Origin of the sequence: Sphingobium sp. CR2-8, assembly GCF_035818615.1 — a bacterium.
Classification (GTDB): domain Bacteria; phylum Pseudomonadota; class Alphaproteobacteria; order Sphingomonadales; family Sphingomonadaceae; genus Sphingobium.
In genome coordinates, this window is record NZ_JAYKZY010000002.1 from 3,355,152 (window position 1) to 3,370,252 (window position 15,101).

Consider the following 15,101-nt stretch of genomic DNA (forward strand, 5'->3'; position numbering starts at 1 on the left):
AAAGGCACACAAGGGGTGGTGCACGATTATCCTTATTTCGGTGCTTTGTCCGCCTGTGGTGCGAACAGATCGCCGAAAAAGTCCTTTGCGAACCAGCGGGGCGGGATGTCGCCATCCGCCATGGCGCGGGTTATCCGGTAATTGGCTTCGGCAAAGCGTGCGCCTGCGGTCCAGTCGATCTTTTGACGCATGTCGTCGCCGGGGTGATGATAGGCCCCGCCCAGAAAGTCGCCCCATGCCTTTTCCCCGCCATTGGCGAAGCCGGTGGCGAGGAAGACGGCGGGGACGCCCTGCTTCACGAACATATAATGGTCGGAGCGCACGAAGATCGTTTCCTGCGGCATCGGATCGGGGGACAGCTTCACGCCCATCGGCGCGACCGCTTTCGCCACGATCGGCCCCAGGGTCGAATGATCCGCGCCAAAGGCGATGAGGTCGGTGAAGGGATAGAGCAGCAAGGGCATGTCGAGATCGACATTGCCGACGATCTGCCTGACCGGGACGCTGGGATGGCGGGCATAATAGTCGGCGCCCAGCAGCCCCTTTTCTTCCGCGGTCGAAGCCAGGAAGATGATCGAGCGGCGCGGCTTTTGCGGGGATTGCGCCATGGCGCGGGCGACTTCCAACATGGTCGCGATGCCCGCGCCATTGTCCAGCGCGCCATTGTTGATCCGGTCCTTGTCCGGCGCATCGCCCGGTTTGGCCGGGCTCACGCCGATATGGTCGAGATGGGCGGACAGGACGACATATTCTTGCCGGAGCTTGGGATCGCTGCCGGGCAGGATGGCGACGACATTGGGGCTGGTGACGCGCTGGCTGACGGTATCGGCCTTGATCGTCACGCTGGTCTTGAGCGCGAAGCCCTTCGGCTTGCCGCCCGCCTTGTCGGCGATCTTGCGGATCGCAGCGATGGTCGCGGGCGCACCGGCGAACACGGCTTGCGCCGCCGGATCGTTCAGCATCGCCGACGCGCGCAGGCCCGGCGCGGCGTTGAAGGGTACGCCGTCGGGCGACACCCAGGTGAAATCGGGTTCGTCGGCGAATTGCACCATCCGCGCCCAGGGACGGGCCTTGGCCGACTGGAGCGTGTTGAGCGCGATCATGCCGATCGCGCCATGGGATTCGGCGATCTTGCCCTTGGTGGCGGAGAGGTGTGCGCCCTCCTCGCTCGGCAACCCCTTGGGATAGCCGCGCAGGGTGACGACGATCTTTCCCTTCACGTCGAGGCCGGCATAGCCGTTAAGGCCAAGGCGCGCGTTTTCCAGGCCATAGCCGACGAACACGAGCGGCGCGGTGACGTCCAGATGCGGCTGATCGGCGTTGATGCCGATGATCACGTCGCCCGCATGGGTAAAGCTCTTCGCACCACCGGGGCCGGTCACGGTCAGCGTGGCGGGAGTCTTGCCGAATTCGGTCTTCTGGAAGGTGATGCGTTGGAGCCAGCTGACCCCTTTTGCATCGGTATCACCAGCGGGCTTGAGGCCCAGGCCGTCGAACTGGCTGGCGACGTAGCGGGCCGCGATTTCATGCCCTTCGCTGCCGGTGTCGCGGCCCTTGAGCAGGTCGTCGGCGAGAAATTCGACATGGGCGCGCATGGCGGCGGCGGTGAAGACCGGGTCGGCGGCGCTCTGGGCCGGGAGGGCGGCGGGCAACAGCAGCGCCGTCATGGCGGCGAGGGCAATGGGGGTTTTCATGGGAATATCTGTCCACTGGATTGCGGTATGGGCGGAGAATTGCCGTCCTCCTCCAGCCCTGTCCAGCAATAAGCGTATTGCGCGTCTAAAACGGCCCGCTATGCTGCGCCCATTCTCGCTTCGGCAGCGTTCTGACCCAGGTTCTGCTGCTGTAAAGCTTCCTTTTTCATGAGGTTCTCATGGCCCTTTCCCCGATGTCGCGCCGCCTGCCCCTGATAATGGGCCTTTCGGTCCTCGCGCTCTCCCCCGTTTTGGCCCCGATGGCGCAGGCCGCCAAACCCGCACCCGCCGCCGCGCCCGCGCCGGTCGCCAGCCTCGTGTCGCAGGTCGATATTCCCTATCAGGAATTCAGGCTCAAGAACGGGCTGCGCGTCATCGTCCACACCGACCGCAAGGCGCCGGTGGTGGCGGTGTCGGTCTGGTATCATGTCGGATCGCGTTTCGAACCGGCGGGCAAGACCGGTTTCGCCCATCTGTTCGAACATTTGATGTTCTATGGGTCGGAAAATGCCGATGGGCCGTTCTTCGGGCGGCTGGAGGATATCGGCGCAACCGACTGGAACGGCACGACCTGGTTCGACCGCACCAATTATTTCGAGACGGTGCCGACCGGGGCGCTCGACCGGGCGCTGTTTCTGGAGTCAGACCGGATGGGCCATCTGCTGGGCGCGGTGACGCAGACCAAGCTGGATACGCAGCGCGGGGTCGTGCAGAATGAAAAGCGGATGGGCGAGAACGAGCCTTATGGCCTGGTCGAATATGCGCAGCTGGATGCGATGTTGCCCGCGGGGCACCCCTATCGCCACTCCACCATCGGGTCGATGGCGGACCTGAACGCGGCGAGCCTGGCCGATGTGCAAAGCTGGTTCAGGACCCATTATGGGCCGAACAATGCCGTGCTGGTGCTGGCGGGCGACATCGACGTCGCGACCGCCAAGACGAAGGTCGAGAAGTGGTTCGGCAATATCGCGCCCGGCCCGGCCCCCAAGGATGTGGATGCGACCGTGCCGACGCTCGACAAGGATGTCGAGAAGGTCATGCACGACAATGTCGCGGCGACGCGTCTGTATCGCAACTGGATCGTGCCGGGCGTCAATTCGGACGAGTTGCAGCAGCTGGATCTGGCCATGACGGTGTTCGGCGGCCTCAAATCCTCTCGCCTCGACAATGCGCTGGTGCGCGACGAGAAGGTGGCCGTGGCGGTCAAGGCCAGCATCCAGCCGTTCGAAAAGCTGTCGATCGCCGAGATCACGGTGGACGTGAAGCCGGGCGCGGACCCGGTGGCCGTGGGCAAGCGGCTGGACCAACTGCTGGCCGACTATCTGGCCAAGGGGCCGAGCGCGGACGAGGTGCTGCGCGCGGCCACCGGCCAGGCGGCGGGGACGATTTCGGGGCTGGAAAAGGTCGGCGGCTTTAGCGGCAAGGCGGTGACGCTGGCCGAGGGCGCGGTCTATTCCAACGATCCGGCGAAATATAAGAAAGACCTGGCCGTCTATGCCGCCGCGACGCCCGAAACGGTGAGCGCCGCCGCGCGCAAATGGCTGGGTCGGCCGGTGCTGCGCCTGACGGTCGCGCCGGGCGAGCGCAGTGCGGCCGACAATGCATTGGCGGGGAATGCGACGCATAAGCCCGCCTATTTCCGCAATCCCGATGCGGCTGCGCCCACGGCGTCGACGCCGCCAGCGCCGACCAAGATCGCGGAACCCGCGATCGAGCCGGTCAAGGATCTGGACTTCCCCGATATCGAACATGCGACGTTGAAGAATGGCATCAAGGTCGCGCTGGCGCGGCGCACCACGGTGCCGACGGTGCGGGTGTCCATGGCGTTCGATGCCGGCAATGCGGCCGATGACAAGGCGAAGCTGGGCACGGCGGGCCTGACCACCGCGCTGCTGGACGAAGGGACCAGGACGCGGTCGTCGATCCAGATCGCCGAGGAGCAGGAGCGGCTGGGCGCGTCGATCAGCGCGGCCAACAGCATGGACCGGACCACGGTCGGGCTGTTCGCACTCAAGCCCAATCTGGACGCGTCGCTGGGTCTGCTGGCCGACGTGATCCGCAATCCGGCCTTTGCACCGACCGAGGTGGAGCGGCTGCGCGGGCAGGTGCTGACCGGTATTCAGGCCGAAAAGACGTCGCCCATGTCGATCGCCCAGCGCATGTTGCCGCCGCTGATTTACGGGCAGGCCCATCCTTACGGCATCCCCTTCACCGGATCGGGCACAGAAAGCGGGGTCAAGGCGGTCACGCGGGCGGACCTGACCGCTTTCCACGACACATGGATGCGGCCGGACAATGCGACGATATTCGTCGCGGGCGACACGACGATGGCGGAACTGCTGCCGCTGCTGAACAAGCAATTTGGCGACTGGAAGGCGCCCGCCAGCGCCAAGGGCGTCAAGACGTTCCGCATGGACCGGATGATGCGCCCGGCCAGGATCGTGCTGATCGACAAGCCGCAAAGCCCGCAGTCGATGATCCTGGCGGGGCTGTTGACCAACAAATCCGGGACCGACAATCCGGTAACGTTGCAGACGGCCAACGAAGTGCTGGGCGGCGCGACATCCTCGCGGCTGTGGATGGACCTGCGCGAAACGAAGGGTTGGGCCTATGGCGTGGGCACGGCGCTTTCGGGCGTGAAGGAGACCATTCCCCTGCTGGTCTATGCCCCGGTGCAGACCGACAAGACCGGCGAATCCATCCAGGCGGTCCGCAAGGATATGACCGAGTTTCTGACTGCCAAGGGGACGACCGAGACGGAGCGCAACCAGACGATCAACAGCCAGATCCTGTCGCTGCCGGGCAGTTTCGAAACATCGTCGGACCTGCTGGGCGCAATGATGCGCAACGACCTGATCGGGCGGCCGGACGATTATTATGAGACGCTGCCCAAAGTCTATCGGGCGATGACCGCCGCCGACCTGGACAAGGCGGCGCGCGAGGCGATCAATCCCGACCGGCTGATCTGGGTCGTCGTGGGTGACGCGAAGCTGGTGCGGCCGCAGCTTGACGCGGTGGGGCTGCCGGTGGAAATGGGCACATTGGCTGACTAACGCTAACGTAAAGCATGGGAGAATAGAGATGGCAGTGGATGGCGCTTATGATTGCGTGGCCAAGACGCCGATGGGCGACCAGAAGGGCGTGTTCACCGTCGTCAGCAGCGGCGATCGCTTCAACGGCACCTTCGCCGGGATGATGGGATCGCTGGACGTCGTGGATGGCAAGGTCGACGGGACCAAGCTGACCTGGAAGATGGAAATGACCATGCCGATGCCGATGACGCTGGAATGCGATGCCGAGGTGGCGGGCGACGCCATCACCGGGACGATGCAACTGGGCGCCTTCGGCGCGTCGGCGTTCAACGGGACGCGTCGGGCGTAAGCGATAGCCCTCCCACCGTTCGTTTCGAGCTGTCGAGAAATGCTAAGCGTCGTGCAGCCGCTTCTCGACACGCTCGAAACGAACGGCGTTGGGGGGGATGCCCGGCACGAATGAGACAACGAGTGAGACAGTAGTACGCACTTGACAATTTCCATTAGTTAGCTACCTAATGGAAATGCCTCTTTCGGAACCCAAGCGCGCGCTGGCGCACAAGATGGCGCCGGTCGCCCGTGCCTGGCGACAGCTGGCGGACAGCGTTCTGGCCGAGTTCGGCGTGTCCAACAGTGCGGCCTGGTGCCTGATCCATATCGACCGGCTGGGCGGTGAAGTGGGGCAGAGCGCACTGGCCGAATCGCTGGACATCAGCCAACCCTCGCTGGTCCGCACGCTGGACCAGGTGCAGGCGGCGGGTCTGGTCCAGCGCGCGCAGCATCCCGACGACAAACGATCCAATATCATCCGCCTGACCCCCGCAGGGCAGGAACTGGTCGGCCGGATCGAGGCGAAGCTGGACGCATTGCGGGCCGACCTGTTGAAAGACGTGCCCGACGACGCGATCGCCTCCACGGTATGGCTGATGGACTTGCTGAGCCAGCGGATCGCCGAATGGAACGGCCCGGCATGAGCGCAAAGATCATGGGGGAACGCTTCGGCGTGCCGGCCGCGCTGTTTTCCGTCAAATGCCTCGCGGCGGCGATATTGGCGCTCTATGTGGCCTACAGCATCGGGCTGGAGCGGCCCTATTGGGCGTTCCTGACCAGCTATATCGTCGCGCAGCCGATGGCGGGCGCGGTGATTTCCAAGGCCGTGTTCCGCGCGATCGGCACGCTGGTCGGCGCGACATTCGCCGTCGCAATCGTGCCGCCACTGGTCAACGCGCCCGAATTGCTGGTGTTGGCGATGGCGTCCTGGCTGGCCCTGTGCGTGTTCGTGTCGCTGCTCGACCGGACGCCGCGATCCTATATGTTCGTGCTGGCGGGCTATACCGCCTGTCTGATCGTGTTTCCCGATGTCGACACGCCCCAGACGATCTTCACCGTCGCGGCGCTGCGGGTGCAGGAGATTTTGATCGGCATCGCCTGCGGCAGCCTGGTCCATGGCGTCATCCTGCCCGGATCGATCACGGCCACGCTGCTGGCGCGCGTGGAAACGATGCTGCGCGACGCCGAACGCTGGTCGCGCGACGCGATCGCGACCGATCCCGTGGCGGGGCTGGACGCGGAGCGCCGCCGCCTGGCGCAGGACGTGACCGAACTGCACCAGATGTCGGTTCATCTGCCCTTCGACATCAGCCGTCTGGCTCCGCGCGTACGCACCGTGCGGGCGTTGCAGGACCAGTTGTCGATGCTGTTGCCGCTGGGCGCGGCGGTGGAGGACAGGCTGGCGATGCTGAAGGCGGCCCATGACGGCGCGGTGCCCGCCCCGGTCGAGGCGCTGATCGCCGACGTGCGGCTGTGGCTGGATACGCCCGTCAGCGACAATATGGCGCGGGCGGACAATGCGCAGCGGTTGATCGATCGCTGCGCCGCGCTGGAGCCCGTGGCGACGCCCGACATGGGATGGGCCGATATGATGCGCCTCAGCCTCTATGCCCGGCTCGCCACGCTGATCGCGGTGCATCGCGATTGCCGCGACCTGTACGACCAGATGGCGACGCATAGCCGCGCGCCGGTGACGCAGCGGGTCGCGCAACTGCTGGAGGGCCGCCGCAACCGCGAGTTGCACCGCGACTATGCCAGCGCGGCGCGCGGGGCGTTCAGCGCGTTCGCAACCGTGGCGCTGGGCTGCGCGATCTGGATATGGAGCGGCTGGAAGGATGGCGGGACGGCGGTGATGCTGGCGGGCGTGTTCCTGGCATTGTTCGCGGCGGTCGACAATCCGCTTGCGCCGCTCCGGGGCTTCATGATCGGCACCGTGGCGGCGTCGGCGCTGGGCGCGCTCTATGGCTATGCGATCATGCCCCGGCTAGACGGCTTTGCGATGCTGATGCTGGCCTATTCGCCCGCGCTGCTGCTGCTGGGCGCGATGATGGCGTCGCCGCGCTGGATGGGGATTGCGCTGCCGACCTTGTTGGGGCTGGGCAGCCCGGTGCTGCTGTCGGACCGTTATGTCAATGCCTTTGGCAGTTATGCAAACGGCGCGGTGGCGCAGATCGTAGGCATATGTTTCGCGATCCTGATGGCCGGGCTGCTGCAATCGGCGGGCGTCGAGCGCGCGATCCGCCGCACCATCCGCGCCGGATGGACCGACATCGCCAATCGCGCGACACTCAGAAGCCCGCCCGACCTGCGCGGCTGGGTCAACCGGATGCTCGACCGTATCGCCCTGCTCGCCCCCCGGCTGGCCGCGACCGGCACGGACAGCGGCAAGCCGCTTTACGATGCGCTGCGCGATCTGCGCACCGGCGTCGCCATCGGCGAGCTGCGCCAGTTGCGGCTGGACCTGCCGCCGCAGGAGGGCGCGCCGCTGACCGCCGTGCTCGGCGGGGTGAGCCGCCATTATCGCGGGATGGACCCCGATGGCCCGGCCCCGGCCGACCCGGCGTTGCTGCACGATATCGACAGCGCGATCGGGGAACTGACCGCCCATCCGCGCCCGCCGGTGCGGCGGGAGGGCGTGCTGGGCCTGGTCAGCCTGCGCCGCAACCTGTTTCCCGACGCGGTCGCCTATCGGAGGATCGCGGCATGACCGGTGAAATCGCTCTGGGCGGCGTCTATGTCCCCACATTGCTGCTGCTGGCGCTGGTCGCCCTGGTGCTGAGCTGGGCCGTGACCCGGCTGATCGGGGCGTTCGGCCTCTATCGTTTCCTGGCCTATCGCGCCGCGGTAGATTTGAGCATCTTCATCCTTTTGCTGGGCGCCCTCGCCCTGATCGTCCCCTCCTTTGGAATCCGACTATGAACCGCCTGTCCGACTCGCCATTTTGGCGGCCGCTGATCCGCAGCGCTGCCACCATCATCCTGGTCATCGCTGCGGCGCTGGTCGCAATATGGATGTGGAATCATTATGAGCGCAGTCCCTGGACCCGCGACGGGCGGGTGCGCGCCGACGTGGTGCGGGTGACGCCCGACATCAGCGGGCTGGTGACGTCGGTGGCGGTGCGCGACAACCAGCAGGTGAAGGCTGGCGACCTGCTGTTCGTGATCGATACTCCACGCTACGCCCTGGCGCTCGACCAGGCCCGGTCGCAGATCGCCAGCGCGCAGGCGACATTGGCGCAGGCGCGGCGGGAGGCGCGACGCGACCTGGCGCTGGGCGATCTGGTGGCGGCGGAGACGCATGAGCAGAATGTCGCCCGGGTGGAAACCGCACAGGCTGCGCTGACCGAGGCGATGAGCGCACGCGAGGGCGCCGAATTGAACCTGAAGCGCACGCGGGTGGTGGCGTCGGTCAACGGCGTAGTCACCAACCTGGACCTGCATCCGGGCGACTATGTCGGCGCGGGGAGCCAGGCGCTGGCCCTGATCGACAGCGATTCGACTCGGGTGGAAGGCTATTTCGAGGAAACCAAGCTGGGGCTGATCTGCATCGGCGCGCCGGTGACGGTGCGGCTGATGGGCGAGGCGCAGGATCTGCACGGGCGGGTCGAGAGCATCGCCTTCGGCATTAACGACGACAGCCGGACCAATAGCGGCAATTTGCTGCCCGCGGTCGAGCCGACGTTCAGCTGGGTCAGGCTGGCCCAGCGGATTCCCGTGCGGGTGAAGCTGGAAAAGGTGCCGGCCGGGATGCGGTTGATATCCGGGCGGACGGCGACGGTGACGGTGCAACCGGCCGCGAGGGACAAGGATGGCAAGCCGGGGGCATGCCGCCATGCGTAAGCTGCCCCTGACGCCGCTGCTGGCGCTGGCTTTGACGGCATGCGCGACAGCGGGACCGGACTATCGCCCGCCCGAAGCGTCCGTCGCGACCGCTCCTGGCGCGACCGGCGCCTTCCATTCGGCGCAGGGGGGCCAGTATAGCCAAGCCGACCTGCCCGATCACTGGTGGCAGCTTTATGCCGATCCGCTTCTGGACAGCCTGATCCAGCAGGCGCTGGCAGCCAATGTCGATTTGCGGCAGGCCGACGCCAATCTGGCCCAGGCGCAGGCGGTGCTGCGCGAGGCGGAGGCGGGACGCACGATCAGCACTACCGTCAGCGGCGGTGAGACGCTGGCCCGGCCATCGGGCGTGACCCAGCATCTGCCCGGTACGGTCAGCTATGATCTGGGCCTGTCGGCGGCCTATCCGCTGGACCTGAACGGCCGGATCCGGCGCGCGATCGAGGCGAGCAATGCCGATGTGGAGGCCAGCGCGGCGGCGCGCGACTATGTGCGGGTGAGCGTGGCGGCGGCGACGGCGCGGGCCTATGCGCAGGTGTGCGCGGCCAATTACAGCCTGGGCGTCAACCGTCAGGTGGTGGCGTTGCAGCGCGATACGCTGAACGCCACGCGGCGGCTGGCGAAGGGCGGGCGCGGCACTGCCTTCGACGTCAGCCGGGCGCAGGCGGCGGTCGACAGCAGCGCGGCGGCCCTGCCCGCGTTCGAAGCGCAGCGACAGAACGGCCTCTATCTGCTGGCGACATTGCTGGGGCGACCGCCCGCCGATTATCCGCGCGAGGTGGAAAGTTGCGCGGCGCTACCGACGTTGCGCCAGCCGCTGCCGGTGGGCGACGGCGCGGCGTTGATCCGGCGGCGGCCCGACATCCGCCAGGCCGAACGCGCCATCGCGGGCGACACCGCGCGGCTGGGCGTAGCGATGGCGGACCTCTATCCCCAGGTCAGCATCGGTGGGTCGGTCGGCCTGTCGGGGTCGCTCAAGGATTTCGGGTCGGGATCGGCCTTCGGCTTCAGCCTGGGACCGCTCATCAGCTGGAGCTTCCCCAACCGCCCAGTGGTGCGCGCGCGGATCGCGCAGGCGGAGGCCCGGGTGCAGGGCGACCTGGCTGGATTCGACGGCAGCGTACTGGAAGCGCTGCGCCAGACCGAGACGGCGCTGGAAAGCTATCGCCGCGATGCCGAACGGGCGGCCGCGCTGGACCGGGCGCGGGACAGTGCGAAAGTGTCGGCTACCCAGGCGGGCAAGCTGTTCCGGTTCGGCCGCGGCGACTTCCTGTCGCTGCTGGACGCGCAACGCAGTCTGGCGAGTGCGGAGGTCATAGCGGCCACGGCGCGGACGCAGCTGGTGCAGGATCAGATCGCGCTGTTTCTGGCCTTGGGGGGCGGCTGGAACTAGGCCCAGCCGCTTGTTCGTTACCCCAAGAGCAAGCGGACGCGCAGCTTAGCTGCCGTTGGGGCCGCCGCCGGTCGGACCGGCGCCGCCGCCGCCCATGCCACCGGCGCCGACCGCGCCGATATTGCCGAAGATTTCGTCGAACAGGCTGCGGTTGCGGCCCAGCGTCGGGGTCTTGTCCCCCGACGGTGAGATGCGGGCGACCTGTTCCAGACCCATGCGATCGACGGCCGAGACATTGCCCGCGCCGTCGAAGCGGATGTGCAACACCGTCTGGTCCGCAGGCTTGGGATTGGAAAAGGCCAGCGCGCGCATGTCGCGCGACACATAATACCAGTCCTGCTGCCCGAACTGCGACACGAAGCTGGGGCGGCCCAGCGTCCCTTCCACCGATGCGCGATTGTCGATGCCCGGCTGAACGGAATCGACCAGCAGCTTGTCGATCGAATAGCCCTGATGCGTGCGGATGCGGGTGCAGCCCGACGCCCCCAGCACCAGCGCGCTGAGGCCGACCGCGAGCAGGATGCGCCCGCTTGGCGAATGACGGCTGAACTGACGCATGAACTTCTCCTGCGGGGGGCGGACCCGCGAACCCAAGAAACCGATGTCGCCATTGCATTGCGCGACGCAGCGATCAATATGGAAATGCGCAAGCCCCGGCAAGGGGCGCAAAACATCGGACGGCGCGTCGCCGCCTGATCCGTCACGAAAAGCTGTAATCCCATGCCTGCCTCCCCTTCCTTTCTCCAGCGCCTGTTCGGGCGGAGCGATCCCAAAGAGGGGCTGCGACCGCTCTATAATGCCGTGATCGGCGAAGGGCGTCAGCCGCACTGGTATGTCGAAGGTGCGGTGCCCGACACGCTGGACGGGCGGTTCGACATGATCGTGGCGATATTGGCGCAGCTGCTGATCCGGCTGGAGCAGCAGGGTGGCGCGCAGGAGAGCGTGTGGCTGACCGAATTGTTCGTCGACGACATGGACGGGCAGTTGCGGCAGGAAGGCATTGGCGATGTCGTCGTCGGCAAGCATGTCGGCCGGATGATGAGCGCGCTGGGCGGGCGGATCAGCGCCTATCGCGCGGCGCTGGACGGCGAGGCGGATCTGGCGGACGCCCTGCGCCGAAACCTGTATCGCGGAGCGGCGGTCGATGACGCCGCCATCGCTCATGTTGAAGGCGCGCTGCGGGCGCGCTGGACGCGGCTGGGCTGCGTATCGCGCGATGCGTTGCTGACAGGAGATTTAGGATGAGCATCAACCCCGCCCCCGAATTTTCGCGCACCCACAAGGTGGATCAGATCGCGCGTCTGGCCGGAAGCCTGCATATCGCGGCGAAACAGCCGGAGCGCGTCGCGCTGGCGCAGCGGTTCGGGCTGCTGGCGCTCGACCGGCTGGAGGCGGAATATGGCGTGACCTTGGAGGATGGCGCGATCATTGCGCGCGGACGGGTGCGCGCCGCGCTGGCGCAGCCCTGCGTCGCGACCGGGACGCCTGTGCCAGAGACGATCGACAGCGACTTCGTGCTGCGTTTCGTGGTCGAAAGCGAAGCTGCGCCCGAGGCCGAGGAACTGGAACTGGACGCGGAGGATTGCGATACGATCGGCTATGACGGCCATGTCATCGACATGGGCGAGGCCGTGGCCGAGACGATGGCGCTGGCGATGACCCCCTTCCCCGAGCGCCGGACGCCGACGCCTATCTGAAGGAAGCCGGCGTATTGAGCGAGGAACAGGCCAGTCCCTTTGCCGTGCTGCTGGGCCTGAAGGACAAGGAATAGGAACTTTGGGCATGCGCGTGTCTGTCTTTGCGGTGGCGCTGATGGTGTCAGCGACCGGCAGTGCGCAGGCGCGGCCGATGATCGGCGAGGATGTCGCCCGCGCTCAATGGGACATGGCGGAGAATCGCGCGCAATGCGCGCCGCTGGCGCTGCTGTCGGACGGCGGCATGCGGGGCAAAGCGCGGCCTGCACAATTTAGTGGTGGCTGGGCGGTCGCCTTCGACCTGCCGGGCGTGCGCAGCGCCTATGGCTTTGCCGGACCGGGGATCATCGCGATGGATAGCGAACCGGACGGGGCGCAGCGGGCGCGGCTGGCGAAGCAATGGCCGCATCAGCGCACCCTCAACGCCCTGCCCCGGCCCGCCTTTGCCGGTTACGGGCTGGTCGGGGCCGAACCCTATCCAGCGGCCAACCCCCAAGGCAAAGGCCTGCAATCGCTGGCCTATCTGCAAATCGGCGGGCAGCGTTGCACCTATAATGTGTGGAGCCGGATCAGCCGGGCGCATCTGGAAACATTGCTCGACCATCTGCTCATGCAGGACTGACGTACGGGAGTTTGTTTCCTTTTCGTTCCCGATTATGGCATAGGCGGCGCATGGACGCCTCGCCGCCGCCGCTGCGCAAGATCATCCATGTCGACATGGACGCCTTTTACGCGTCAGTGGAACAGCGCGACGATCCCGCACTGCGGGGCCAGCCGATCGCCGTGGGCGGTGGCGGTCCGCGCGGAGTCGTGGCCACATGCAGTTACGAAGCGCGCAAGTTTGGCGTGCGGTCCGCCATGCCGGGCGCGCGGGCGCGGCGGCTCTGCCCTGGCCTGATCTTCGTACCGCCCCGATTCGACGTCTATCGCGCCGTGTCCGGACAGGTGCGAGAGATTTTCAGTCGCTTCACCGACATCGTCCAGCCGCTGTCGCTGGACGAAGCCTATCTCGACGTGACGGAGAACAAGCCGGGCATCGCGTCGGCAACGCATGTGGCGGAAGAGATACGGCGGATGATCCGCGAGGAAACCGGCCTCACCGCATCGGCCGGCGTGTCGTATAACAAGCTGATCGCCAAGCTAGCGTCGGACCAGAACAAGCCCGATGGCGTGTGCGTGGTGCGACCAAGCGAGGGGCCAGGCTTCATCGCCGCCATGCCGGTCCGGCGCATCCATGGCGTAGGTCCGGTGACGGCGCGGCGGATGCAGGCCCTGGGGATCGAGACGGGCGCGGACCTGCGCGCGCGCGACATGCAATTCCTCCAGGCGCATTTCGGCAGTTCGGCCGACTATTATTATCGCGCGGCGCGGGGCGAGGACGACCGGCCGGTGCGCGAACGCGAAGGCCGCAAGTCGGTAAGCGTCGAGGATACGTTCTTCGACGACCTGATCGAAGAAGCCGCGCTGGTGGCGGAGATCGAGCGGATCGCAGCGTCGCTATGGACGCGAATCGAAAAGGCGCAGGCCTGGGGCCGGACCGTGGTGTTGAAGGTGAAGTTCGCCGATTTCCGCATCATCACCAGGTCGCGCAGCTTTTCAACGCCGGTGCGATCGCCCGATATGCTGGCGCAGGCCGGGCGGGAGTTATTGATCGCGCAACTGCCGCTACGCATGGGCGCGCGGCTGTTGGGGCTGGGCGTGCATAATCTGGAGGGCGAGGAAGAGGTGGATCGGGAGGAGCAGCAACTGGCGCTGGGGTTGTGAGGCTTCCCGAGTGGATGTCCCCCCGCTGTGGCTAAGCGCGCCGACGACTCGCGAGGCTTCCCTACGCCTCTCCCATGCGGGAAGGGGTAATTCGGATCAGAAAGGCAGCCAGTTCCGCTTTTCGGAGAATTTCATATAGCCCGCGTTGACGCCCAGGCGGTAGCCCACGCCCAGGCGGATCGGGATCAGTACGACATTGCCCCAGCGCAGATAGCTGGCGGTGAAGCCGCCCACCAGATAGGCAGTGCCCTCCGCAGCCGGGAAGCGGTGATAGAGATCCTGCGTGTCGTAGAGATTATAGACGAGAACGAAGGTGTTGGCCGCATTGCCGCCGACGTCGAAGCCGATCGACGGGCCGGTCCAATAGACTTCGCGCTTGCCCTCCACCTTGTGATTGAGCGTGCCGGAGCCGTAGCGCAGGCCGACGACGAAGGCGCCCGACGCTTCGCGCCCGGCAATATAGGCGTTGGGGCGCCCCTGGTCCTTCAAGACCTTCTCGATGAGGCCGGCCAGGCCCTCCGCGCCCTTGCCGAACACGCCCTCGGCCGCGCCGATCAGGTCGTCCTGCTGATAGGAATCGCCAGGCGCGATGGCGGCGGGCGGCGACGTGGGGGTGACAGGCGCACCGGTCGCGGTGCTGCCGGACGCCGTTCCGCCATCCAGTTGCGGTTCATAGGGGGTGACGCCGGAGCTGGTCGGCTGGCTCGCGCTGGCGTCCACGCCGGGATCGGTAGGCGTCCGGTTGGCGGGCGGCGGCGGCGCCAAATCGGAATCGATCGCCGTATTGGGATCGATCGTCCTGACCTGCGCCGAGGCGGCAAGTGGCGTCAGCGACATGCCCGCCAAAGCGGCGACCAGCGCCGTGGCGCGCGCGATGCGAGCACCCATGCCCCCGTTGATGCCGATCATGCCCGATACTCCCCGCAAACCTGCTCTATACCCAAAATGCCGATGTGCGACCAGCAAGCTGAAACAACAATGAACGAACGGCGACCCGAGTCGATTCCGCGCCGGAACGAAAAGCGAAGCAACTGCGAAAATTCACGATCCAGCCCGTTGCCATGCCGTAAAGCCCTCGCTATAGCCCCTGCCAGCCATTGCTGACCTGTATGGGTGAGCAAATTTCGTGCGGAGACGTGGGTGAGTGGCTGAAACCAGCGGTTTGCTAAACCGTCGTGGCCTTAAGGGGCCACCGAGGGTTCGAATCCCTCCGTCTCCGCCAATTCCCCATTCTGGACCATCCTAAATTTGGTCAGAAAGCCTGGGCTTTCTGCCGCTTTTCGGGATGATTCGCGTCCACATTCTTCCTTAGCTTTCCACCGGCATCCGATTGGCTTTGTGGGAAAAAATGTGGG

Annotated in this window: 13 protein-coding genes, 1 tRNA gene and 1 pseudogene; 12 read left to right on the forward strand and 3 right to left on the reverse strand. The window is 66.2% G+C overall.

Annotated features, from left to right (window positions below; translation table 11 throughout):
• Window positions 1-32 precede the first annotated feature (32 nt).
• On the reverse strand, window positions 33-1,694 hold the full coding sequence (locus U5A82_RS20445) for a M28 family metallopeptidase (protein WP_326292684.1): 1,662 nt from the start codon (window positions 1,692-1,694) through the stop codon (window positions 33-35).
• 179 nt (window positions 1,695-1,873) lie between these two features.
• On the opposite strand from U5A82_RS20445, the gene U5A82_RS20450 reads away from it, so the two are divergent.
• The 7 genes from U5A82_RS20450 to U5A82_RS20480 all read left to right on the forward strand — a co-directional run bounded on the left by U5A82_RS20450 (window position 1,874) and on the right by U5A82_RS20480 (window position 10,288).
• Window positions 1,874-4,747 carry a M16 family metallopeptidase gene (locus tag U5A82_RS20450; protein ID WP_326292685.1) on the forward strand — a complete coding sequence of 958 codons (2,874 nt, stop codon included), beginning with the start codon at window positions 1,874-1,876 and terminating at the stop codon, window positions 4,745-4,747.
• A 28-nt stretch (window positions 4,748-4,775) separates the two neighbouring features.
• Window positions 4,776-5,075 carry a hypothetical protein gene (locus U5A82_RS20455; protein ID WP_326292686.1) on the forward strand — a complete coding sequence of 100 codons (300 nt, stop codon included), beginning with the start codon at window positions 4,776-4,778 and terminating at the stop codon, window positions 5,073-5,075.
• A 175-nt stretch (window positions 5,076-5,250) separates the two neighbouring features.
• Complete coding sequence (locus U5A82_RS20460; RefSeq protein ID WP_326292687.1) at window positions 5,251-5,700, forward strand: MarR family winged helix-turn-helix transcriptional regulator; 450 nt, start codon at window positions 5,251-5,253, stop codon at window positions 5,698-5,700.
• Complete coding sequence (locus U5A82_RS20465; protein ID WP_442802195.1) at window positions 5,697-7,763, forward strand: FUSC family protein; 2,067 nt, start codon at window positions 5,697-5,699, stop codon at window positions 7,761-7,763. Before U5A82_RS20460 ends, U5A82_RS20465 begins: the two co-directional genes overlap by 4 nt.
• Complete coding sequence (locus U5A82_RS20470) at window positions 7,760-7,975, forward strand: DUF1656 domain-containing protein (RefSeq protein ID WP_326292689.1); 216 nt, start codon at window positions 7,760-7,762, stop codon at window positions 7,973-7,975. Before U5A82_RS20465 ends, U5A82_RS20470 begins: the two co-directional genes overlap by 4 nt.
• Window positions 7,972-8,895, forward strand: coding sequence for an efflux RND transporter periplasmic adaptor subunit (locus U5A82_RS20475; RefSeq protein WP_326292690.1), 924 nt, complete (start codon window positions 7,972-7,974; stop codon window positions 8,893-8,895). The genes U5A82_RS20470 and U5A82_RS20475 overlap by 4 nt, the downstream gene beginning before the upstream one ends.
• Complete coding sequence (locus tag U5A82_RS20480) at window positions 8,888-10,288, forward strand: efflux transporter outer membrane subunit (protein WP_326292691.1); 1,401 nt, start codon at window positions 8,888-8,890, stop codon at window positions 10,286-10,288. The genes U5A82_RS20475 and U5A82_RS20480 overlap by 8 nt, the downstream gene beginning before the upstream one ends.
• Window positions 10,289-10,333: 45 nt before the next feature.
• Here the strand turns inward: U5A82_RS20480 and U5A82_RS20485 are convergent, their stop codons facing one another.
• Window positions 10,334-10,846 (reverse strand): outer membrane protein assembly factor BamE, encoded by a 513-nt coding sequence (locus U5A82_RS20485; RefSeq protein ID WP_326292692.1) that lies wholly within the window; start codon window positions 10,844-10,846, stop codon window positions 10,334-10,336.
• A 162-nt stretch (window positions 10,847-11,008) separates the two neighbouring features.
• Here U5A82_RS20485 and U5A82_RS20490 point away from each other — a divergent pair, with 162 nt between their 5' ends.
• The 4 genes and pseudogenes from U5A82_RS20490 to dinB all read left to right on the forward strand — a co-directional run bounded on the left by U5A82_RS20490 (window position 11,009) and on the right by dinB (window position 13,746).
• Window positions 11,009-11,533 (forward strand): ubiquinol-cytochrome C chaperone family protein, encoded by a 525-nt coding sequence (locus tag U5A82_RS20490; protein WP_326292693.1) that lies wholly within the window; start codon window positions 11,009-11,011, stop codon window positions 11,531-11,533.
• Window positions 11,530-12,059 (forward strand): annotated as a pseudogene (locus U5A82_RS20495) (YceD family protein). Before U5A82_RS20490 ends, U5A82_RS20495 begins: the two are co-directional and overlap by 4 nt.
• A gap of 11 nt (window positions 12,060-12,070) precedes the next feature.
• A complete protein-coding gene (locus U5A82_RS20500; RefSeq protein ID WP_326292694.1) occupies window positions 12,071-12,604 on the forward strand; it encodes a hypothetical protein in 534 nt (177 codons plus the stop codon).
• A 50-nt stretch (window positions 12,605-12,654) separates the two neighbouring features.
• Window positions 12,655-13,746, forward strand: a complete 1,092-nt coding sequence (dinB, locus tag U5A82_RS20505; RefSeq protein ID WP_326292695.1) for a DNA polymerase IV — start codon at window positions 12,655-12,657, stop codon at window positions 13,744-13,746.
• Between the two features lie 96 nt (window positions 13,747-13,842).
• On the opposite strand, the gene U5A82_RS20510 is transcribed toward dinB, so the two are convergent.
• Window positions 13,843-14,655 carry a DUF1134 domain-containing protein gene (locus tag U5A82_RS20510; protein ID WP_326292696.1) on the reverse strand — a complete coding sequence of 271 codons (813 nt, stop codon included), beginning with the start codon at window positions 14,653-14,655 and terminating at the stop codon, window positions 13,843-13,845.
• Between the two features lie 221 nt (window positions 14,656-14,876).
• Here U5A82_RS20510 and U5A82_RS20515 point away from each other — a divergent pair.
• Window positions 14,877-14,968 (forward strand) — tRNA-Ser (locus tag U5A82_RS20515).
• Window positions 14,969-15,101 lie beyond the last annotated feature (133 nt).

What these genes read in the sequence shown, in the direction of transcription:
- U5A82_RS20450 (WP_326292685.1), top strand. Translation starts at nt 1,874, where the DNA reads ATGGCCCTTTCCCCGATGTCGCGCCGCCTGCCCCTGATAATGGGCCTT.
- U5A82_RS20510 (WP_326292696.1), bottom strand. Translation starts at nt 14,655, where the DNA reads ATGATCGGCATCAACGGGGGCATGGGTGCTCGCATCGCGCGCGCCACG.
- U5A82_RS20460 (WP_326292687.1), top strand. Translation starts at nt 5,251, where the DNA reads ATGCCTCTTTCGGAACCCAAGCGCGCGCTGGCGCACAAGATGGCGCCG.
- U5A82_RS20455 (WP_326292686.1), top strand. Translation starts at nt 4,776, where the DNA reads ATGGCAGTGGATGGCGCTTATGATTGCGTGGCCAAGACGCCGATGGGC.
- dinB (WP_326292695.1), top strand. Translation starts at nt 12,655, where the DNA reads ATGGACGCCTCGCCGCCGCCGCTGCGCAAGATCATCCATGTCGACATG.
- U5A82_RS20475 (WP_326292690.1), top strand. Translation starts at nt 7,972, where the DNA reads ATGAACCGCCTGTCCGACTCGCCATTTTGGCGGCCGCTGATCCGCAGC.
- U5A82_RS20465 (WP_442802195.1), top strand. Translation starts at nt 5,697, where the DNA reads ATGAGCGCAAAGATCATGGGGGAACGCTTCGGCGTGCCGGCCGCGCTG.
- U5A82_RS20500 (WP_326292694.1), top strand. Translation starts at nt 12,071, where the DNA reads ATGCGCGTGTCTGTCTTTGCGGTGGCGCTGATGGTGTCAGCGACCGGC.
- U5A82_RS20445 (WP_326292684.1), bottom strand. Translation starts at nt 1,694, where the DNA reads ATGAAAACCCCCATTGCCCTCGCCGCCATGACGGCGCTGCTGTTGCCC.
- U5A82_RS20490 (WP_326292693.1), top strand. Translation starts at nt 11,009, where the DNA reads ATGCCTGCCTCCCCTTCCTTTCTCCAGCGCCTGTTCGGGCGGAGCGAT.
- U5A82_RS20485 (WP_326292692.1), bottom strand. Translation starts at nt 10,846, where the DNA reads ATGCGTCAGTTCAGCCGTCATTCGCCAAGCGGGCGCATCCTGCTCGCG.
- U5A82_RS20470 (WP_326292689.1), top strand. Translation starts at nt 7,760, where the DNA reads ATGACCGGTGAAATCGCTCTGGGCGGCGTCTATGTCCCCACATTGCTG.
- U5A82_RS20480 (WP_326292691.1), top strand. Translation starts at nt 8,888, where the DNA reads ATGCGTAAGCTGCCCCTGACGCCGCTGCTGGCGCTGGCTTTGACGGCA.